Annotated in this window: 6 protein-coding genes; all 6 read right to left on the bottom strand. The window is 61.7% G+C overall.

The window, feature by feature from the left end; genetic code table 11:
• On the bottom strand, nucleotides 1–1,146 hold a 1,146-nt coding region (locus A3754_RS10880), incomplete at its 3' end, for an FAD-dependent oxidoreductase (protein WP_197468620.1).
• 10 nt (nucleotides 1,147–1,156) lie between these two features.
• Entirely contained in the window at nucleotides 1,157–1,930 is a 774-nt protein-coding gene (locus A3754_RS10875) for a PhzF family phenazine biosynthesis protein (RefSeq protein ID WP_063519693.1), read from the bottom strand.
• Between the two features lie 36 nt (nucleotides 1,931–1,966).
• Nucleotides 1,967–3,487, bottom strand: a complete 1,521-nt coding sequence (locus tag A3754_RS10870; protein WP_082872423.1) for an ABC transporter permease — start codon at nucleotides 3,485–3,487, stop codon at nucleotides 1,967–1,969.
• 16 nt (nucleotides 3,488–3,503) lie between these two features.
• The gene (locus A3754_RS10865) at nucleotides 3,504–4,160 is read right to left on the bottom strand and encodes an ATP-binding cassette domain-containing protein (protein ID WP_063519692.1); all 657 of its coding nucleotides are present in this window, start codon (nucleotides 4,158–4,160) and stop codon (nucleotides 3,504–3,506) included.
• Nucleotides 4,161–4,182: 22 nt separating this feature from the next.
• Nucleotides 4,183–5,049, bottom strand: coding sequence for a putative selenate ABC transporter substrate-binding protein (locus tag A3754_RS10860; protein WP_063519691.1), 867 nt, complete (start codon nucleotides 5,047–5,049; stop codon nucleotides 4,183–4,185).
• A gap of 121 nt (nucleotides 5,050–5,170) precedes the next feature.
• A complete protein-coding gene (mnmH, locus tag A3754_RS10855) occupies nucleotides 5,171–6,259 on the bottom strand; it encodes a tRNA 2-selenouridine(34) synthase MnmH (protein WP_063519690.1) in 1,089 nt (362 codons plus the stop codon).
• Between the last annotated feature and the right edge of the window lie 541 nt (nucleotides 6,260–6,800).

The raw sequence follows: 6,800 nt of genomic DNA, 5'->3' as shown, positions 1-6,800 counted from the left end.
GTCGGCGGGGGCGGTGGACATGGCGGGTAGCTGCCGATCGAACTTGGCCATGAAGGCCCGGTCGATATGGTCTTTCCAGCGCCATACCCAATGCCCGGCCAGGGACAGGTTGCCTCCCCGGCTGGCAATGGCGTCTTTGCCGCCGGCGGACAGCAGCGACAGGAATCGGGATTGCGGGCGATAGGCAGCCAGCGGTTGCCCTTGAATGGCCGCGCGCAGGTTGTCGGCCAGGGTGCGCGCCTGACGAACCGCATAGACCCCGGCCTTGGGCAGGGGTATGGGGAAGGCGGCGCAGTCACCGGCGGCAAAAATGCGTGTATCGGAGAGCGTTTGCAGGCTTTCCGTGACGCGTACAAAACCCCGTTCGTCGCACTCCAGCCCGCTGTCTTCCAGTATCGCCAGGCCACGCACTCCCGTGCACCAGAGCACCCATTGGGCGGTTAGCGGCTGATCCCCCCTATGTAGTTGCTGTTGCGCATCACCGTGAACGCGACTGTGGGTATGCAGGGTGACGTTATGGGCTTGCAGCCGTTGGCGCATTTTCGCGCGCACGCTGGCGGGAAAGCCGGGTAACAAATCACCACCGGTGATCAGTTCAATCTCTGCCGCTTGCTGGCGGTTCTGAAAATGGTGGGCCATGGCCAGGGCCATTTCGGTACCGCCGGCACCGGCGCCGACCACCGCCAGTGAGGGCGTTTGCCCGCCGGCGTCGCGGCAGAGTTGTTGCCAGCGGGTATAAAAGCTGGCCACCGGTTTGACCGGCACAACGCTGGCGTGACCGTTGCCGATGGGCGAGAGATCCGGCGTGGCGCCCACGTCCAGGCTCAGCCAGTCGTAGGCCAGCTGGCTGCCATCGCTGAGCTGTAATTGCCGTTTCTTTGGATCAAGCTGTGTGACGCTGGCCTGAACAAACCGGCAGCCGCTGGCCTGGCATAACCGGTACACATCCACATGGGTGTCATCCAGCGTGTAGTGTCCGGCGATCAGCCCCGGCAACATGCCGGAATAGGCGCTCAGGCTGTCCGGAGACACCATAGTCAGGCGTACGCCGGGAATCGGTTTCATGGCCAGCATGCGCAGGGCCAGCGCGTGGCTGTGGCCGGCGCCGACAAAGACCAGATCGTATTGGGCGGAGGGGCTTATCACAGTGGCATCATCACAGTTGCAGGTCGCCTTGCAGGTAGCAGCGGGCGCTGCCGCTGAGGGTGACGCGGTCGCCTTTCAGCTGGCAGTGCAGCTCACCGCCACGGGCAGAGAGCTGGCGGGCATGGAGGGTGTTTTTGCCGAGTTTTTCTGCCCAGTAGGGCACCAGGGTGCAATGGGCCGAGCCGGTGACCGGGTCTTCCGGAACGCCTTTGGCCGGGGCAAAAAAACGGCTGACAAAATCACAGTCGTCGCCGGGAGCGGAAATCATTACCGCGAAGGTATCCAGCGCCGCGATGGCGGTGAAGTCGGGTTGGAAATTGCGTACCTGATCGGCGTTGTCCACGATGATCAGGGTGTCCCGGGCTTGCAGCACTTCGCGGATGGGCACATCCAGCGCCCGGGAAAACGGGGTGATGTCGGTGAGCGCGTGGGCCGGCCGTGACGGAAAATCCAGGCTTAACGTCTGCCCGCTGCGGGTCACGAACAAGGGGCCGGAGGCGGTAGAAAAGCGCACACGTTCACCGGGAAAGCCCAGCGCATTGAACACCACCCAGGCGGCGGCCAGTGTCGCGTGACCACACAGGTCGACTTCCACCTGAGGGGTAAACCAGCGCAACGCATAGCCTTGATCGTCGGGCACCAGAAAGGCGGTTTCCGAAAGATTGTTTTCCAGTGCGATATTTTGCAGCAGGGCGTCGTCCAGCCAGTGCGTCAGCGGCACCACGGCGGCCGGGTTGCCGGCAAACAGGGCATTGGTAAAGGCGTCCACTTGGTACAGTTTCATAGTGCGACTCGTGTCTGCGTGTTCCCGGTATGCCGGTCAGCTGCTGGCCGGGGCTTTGTGTGCGGGGGTACCTTTGCCGGGCTGCAATCTCAGATGCCGTCGTATCGTACGCGACAGGGCGTCCACGCCCAGATTGAGCAACACCGTGGCCAGGATCAACAGTGCGGTTCGGTCAAAGCGGAATTCCGCCACACTGGAATCAATATAGAAACCCAGGGTGTGAATGCCAAGAATCCCCAGCACCGCCGTTTCGCGCATGATTACCTCCCAGCGATAGAGCAGGAAAGCGAGCAGGTTGGGGCTGATGCGCGGCAAGACCTCCCAGGCGTAGCGGTTGATCCCGCTGGGCGCGTCCGCCCGCAGGCGCAGGGTCTCACTGAAGCGGCCCGTCAGGTGGGCGACGATGGCGCCGGTATGCAGGGCAAGCGCAAAAATGCCGGGCAACATGGAGGGGCCGAGCAGGATCAGGAAAAAGAAGGCGAGGAAAAACTCCGGCGTGGTGCGCAGCACCACCAGCAGACCATGGCCCAGCGTACGGCTGACCCGGTTACCGAATAACGGTGAGGTGAGGGGAAACAATACCAGTGCCAGTATGCCGGTGAGCAGTAGCGCGGCCAGCCCCAATACGCTGGTTTGCCACAGGCCGGGCCACAGCTGTTGCTGCCAGAGCATGGCGAACCATTGCCACAGTTCCAGCAGGCCACCGCCGTGGCGCAGGGGAGCAGGCACCAGATCCACGGTGACAAAACGCACCAGGGTGGACAGGTTGCCGGTAAAAACCGGTGGCGCCCACACCACGGCGGCGATCAAATACAGGGGGATCAGGGCCGGGCGCAGCCACCAGCGCAGGGTGAAAATCAGCGCAAAAAACAGGTACAGCAAAGCTGCGCCCTGATCGTAGACCCCTTCACGAAAAGCGGTTTCCAGATGAAAGCCCAGGGTGGGCAAACCGATAAAGCCGAGAATGGCGGAGGCGCGCAGGGCGCATTCCAGCCGGTAGCTGCCGTAGGCTTTAAAGGCCTGCCAGACCAGCGGCAGGCGGGCGAAGAAAAAGCGGCTGACGGCGGAGGTGCTGGCGGGCAGTGCATGGGAAGGAGCCGGGTCTGATTCTTCGAGAAATTCGCCGAATACCTTGGCAAAGATACCCGCATAGGGAATGGCGATGGCCAGTACCCCGGTGAGCGTGCTCAGGCCGGCAACCTGTAATAGCAGCAGGCCCCAGAACAGCTCATGGACGGCGCGGATGCTGGCGGCGAAACCGCGTACCGCCCGTGACGACCAGCCGATTGCCATCACAAAACCGAACAGGGCGGCCAGCGCGGTGCCCTGCCAGGCAAAGGCCAGGGTATTGGCCAACGCCTGGCCCAGCTGTTCGGTGGCAAAAAAGTCCGGGGCCATAAACCCCCTGGCCATGCGCAGCAGTTCATGGCCAGGGCTGGAACGGGCGATTTCCAGGTCGGCCAGCAACAGTGCCACCAGCCCGGCCAGGGCAAGACCACCGGTGGTGCGCCGCCAGCGACTGGCCGTGGTGTTCAGCGGCGGGCAGGCGGGAGACATGGTAGGGCGTTCACTGCTACGCATCGTCCTGATACAAGGCATCCAGATCGCTGAGTGACAGCGACCGGGTGGCGGCGTCGAGGACGATTTGGCCCTGGTTCAGGCCGATGATCCGATCGCTGCAGGCCAGTGCCAACGCCCGGTCGTGCAGGGCAATCACGGCACTGCGGTGGCGAGCCAGTGACAGGGTGAGCAGAGCCAGGCCCTGATGTTCGTCCAGGCTGGAGACCGGCTCGTCGGCGAGCAGAACCGGGCGTTGGGTGTAGAGGGCCCGGCCCAGCGCGGTGCGTTGCGCCTGGCCGCCGGAGAGTTGGTCGACACTGGTGAACAACTTGTCGTGAAGCGACAGGTCGGTGGCCAGCGCGCCCACCTGTTCACGCTCGTGTCGACTGGGGGCTATCAGGTTGCGCAGGTTGGTGAGGGTGCGGTTGCGCGCCAGGGCGCCCATGTAGATGTTGTGGAACACGCTCAGCATGGGGACCAGGGCGCCCGTCTGGGGGCACCAGGCACAGATACTTTCCTGTTGGCTGCGCAGGGCATCGAGAAGGGTGGACTTGCCAGCACCGGAAGGGCCGAGCAGGGCAACTTTCTCGCCCTGCTCAATGGTCAGTGTCAGGCTGTCGAAGACAACCTGATCGCCATGGCCCAGCCGGGCCTGCTGAAAATCAAACACGCCGGAATTTAGCCTGTGGCCGTTAGTCCAGCAGGCCGATGGCGCTGGCGGTGTCCTCGATGGGGGCATAGTCCGCATTGGAGGCCGGAATAAATTTTTCCCGGGGGAAAGCCTGCAGCAGTGCCGGATCGTCGATGGACAGCAGGGTTTCAGTAACGCGCTGGCTGAAGCCTTCGCCGAAGCGCTCATTCAGATCGCCGCGAACGGTCCAGTGGTAGTCCGGGTAGGTGGGGGTTTCCCAGATCACACTGACCTTGCTGGTATCGATTTTGCCTTCCGCCAGCTCGCGCTCCCAGACTTTGAAATTCACCGCGCCAGTGGCGTAAGCCCCGCTTTGTACCAGGGCGATGGTACGGCTGTGGTCCCCGGAGAAACCGACTTTCTTGAACAGGTCTTCCGGCGCCTTGTTAAAGGTCTCGCGCAGATAGAATTCCGGCATCAGGCGGCCAGATGTGCTGCCCTTGGAACCGAAGGTGAATGATGGCTGGGCAATAAAGTCTTGACCCAGTGTTTCGACAGGTTCGAGGCCGGTGCTGCTGTTGGCAATGAAATACGACTTGAAAGCGGTGTCTTCCTGGCCCTGGGCAATGGCCTCGGAACCGGGGACAAGACGCCGGGCCTGCACGCCGGACAGGCCGCCGAACCAGGCCATTTGTACCTCATCGTTGCGGAAGGCAGTCACTGCGGCAGCGTAGGATTTCACCGGTACGTATTTCACCGGCACGCCCAGCTGTTCTTCCAGATGGGCGGCGATGCTTCCGAACCGTTTTACCAGCTGGGATTCATCCTGATCCGGAATCGCCGTAAAGGTGAAGGTATCGGTTTTGGGGTCATTACAGGCAGAGAGGAGCAGGGCAGCGGCCAGTGCAGCCAGAAATTTCAAACGCATTGTTGTCTCCGTTCAATAGGGAGGCTTACCGAACTTTATGAGGGAACGTGCACGGGACGATTGCGGGTTCGGCCATACGCAACCGTTGCGCGCAGTATAGCGGCTTGCGCGGGGTTTTGCGTCAGCGGTTGTTGAGGAAATCGCTGACTTCGGCACGGGTGCCCTGGAAGACGATGGTGCCGACCCGGCGCGACAGCATGTAGTCGTACATGGGGTCGTAATAATCGGCGAGCAGGTTGTGGATCCATTCGCGGTGCAGCTCGGTATCGCCGCAGGCGGCTTGCACGGCCAGGGCTTCCTGAAGTTGCTGGCGCAGCTGCTGATGGCGAATACCACCCAGGCGGCGGCGAATGCGGTCCATGGCCGCCAGCAGTTCATCGCCGAGCTGCTTGAGAGCATCCTGCTCACCGAAGTAGTGGGCATACTCCTGCAGCGGGCCGATCACGTAATCTTCCAGGGTCACCTGCACGCGGGCGTCCAGGGATTCCTCGATCACGATACGTGGCTGCGCCTTGATCTGGTCTTGCAGTGAAAAGGGCAGATGGCAACGACCGATCAGCTTGCTTTCGTCTTCCACCAGAATACGGGCAGGCTGGGCGGCACGCTGTTTGATCAGGGCGATGGACAGGGTATTTTCAAAATCGATTTGGCTGGGCTGACCGCCGGGGCGTCGGCCGAAAGAGGAGCCGCGATGGTGGGCCAGCCCTTCCAGATCGATGGCGTTGGCCTGTTGTTCAATCACCCGTGTCTTGGCACAGCCGGTGCGGCCGCATAGCACCTCCAGTGGCAGGCTGGCGATACAGGCTTCCATTTCATCAATCAGAAACCGGCGCAGTGCTTTGTAACCACCGGTGACCAGCGGTGCATCGATGCCTGCTTCGCGCAGCCAGGCTTGGGTGGTCTGGCTGCGCAGCCCGCCACGGAAGCAATACAGATAGCCGTCCGGGTTGGCCTGCCACCACTGCTGCCAGGCTTGCATGCGCCGTTCCCGCTCTTCGCCGCTGACCAGCTTGTTACCCAGGTCAATGGCCGCCTGCTGGCCCTGCTGCTTGTAACAGATGCCAATTTGGTGACGCTCGTCATCGTTGATCAGGGCGATATTGGTGGCACCGGGAAAGGCGCCTTTGGCAAATTCCACGGGGGCGCGCACGTCCAGCAGGGGCGTGTCGTTCAGGAACAGGGAAAGGAAATCACGGGTATCGTCTCGCATGGGGAGCGAGTTTAGAACAGCTACAAGCTACAAGCTACAAGTCGGAAAGTTCCTCGTAGTCCGCAACTTCTACGAAGCCGCTGTAGGAGTACCTCTTGAGGTGCGAACCGCGCTTGCGCGGAAATCGCCCGCAGGGCGATCAGGAGTCTCAAAACTCGACGGGTTCCAGAAAGAATGGCGGAAGGATCTTGATCTTTGCCGCCTCGCTAGGCCCGGTTCGCACCTCAAGAGGTGCTTGTATGTTTGAATGCTCTTCCTGCAACCATGCAGGACTTGCCGGGGTGGAGGGACCAAAGGGGCATCTGACCCAAGGGTACAGACGGTAGGAGATTTGGCCCCACCCCGCACCTATTCATACGCCGATAAAGAATCCATCGGCTGAGTTCGCACCTCAGACCGACGATACCTAGCAAGCCAGCGTTCAGGTGCGCCCCGACAAGCATGTGTAACCTAGCGCAAGGGGCTGTTCAGTGGCAATGCAAGTAGAACCCTCCATTATCGGCATCGACGTGGCCAAGGCCGAGTTGGTCATCTATTTCCT

Source organism: Alcanivorax sp. HI0083 (assembly GCF_001635175.1).
The sequence above is the reverse complement of the archived record's forward strand: the minus strand, read 5'-3'. Positions and strand labels throughout refer to the sequence as shown.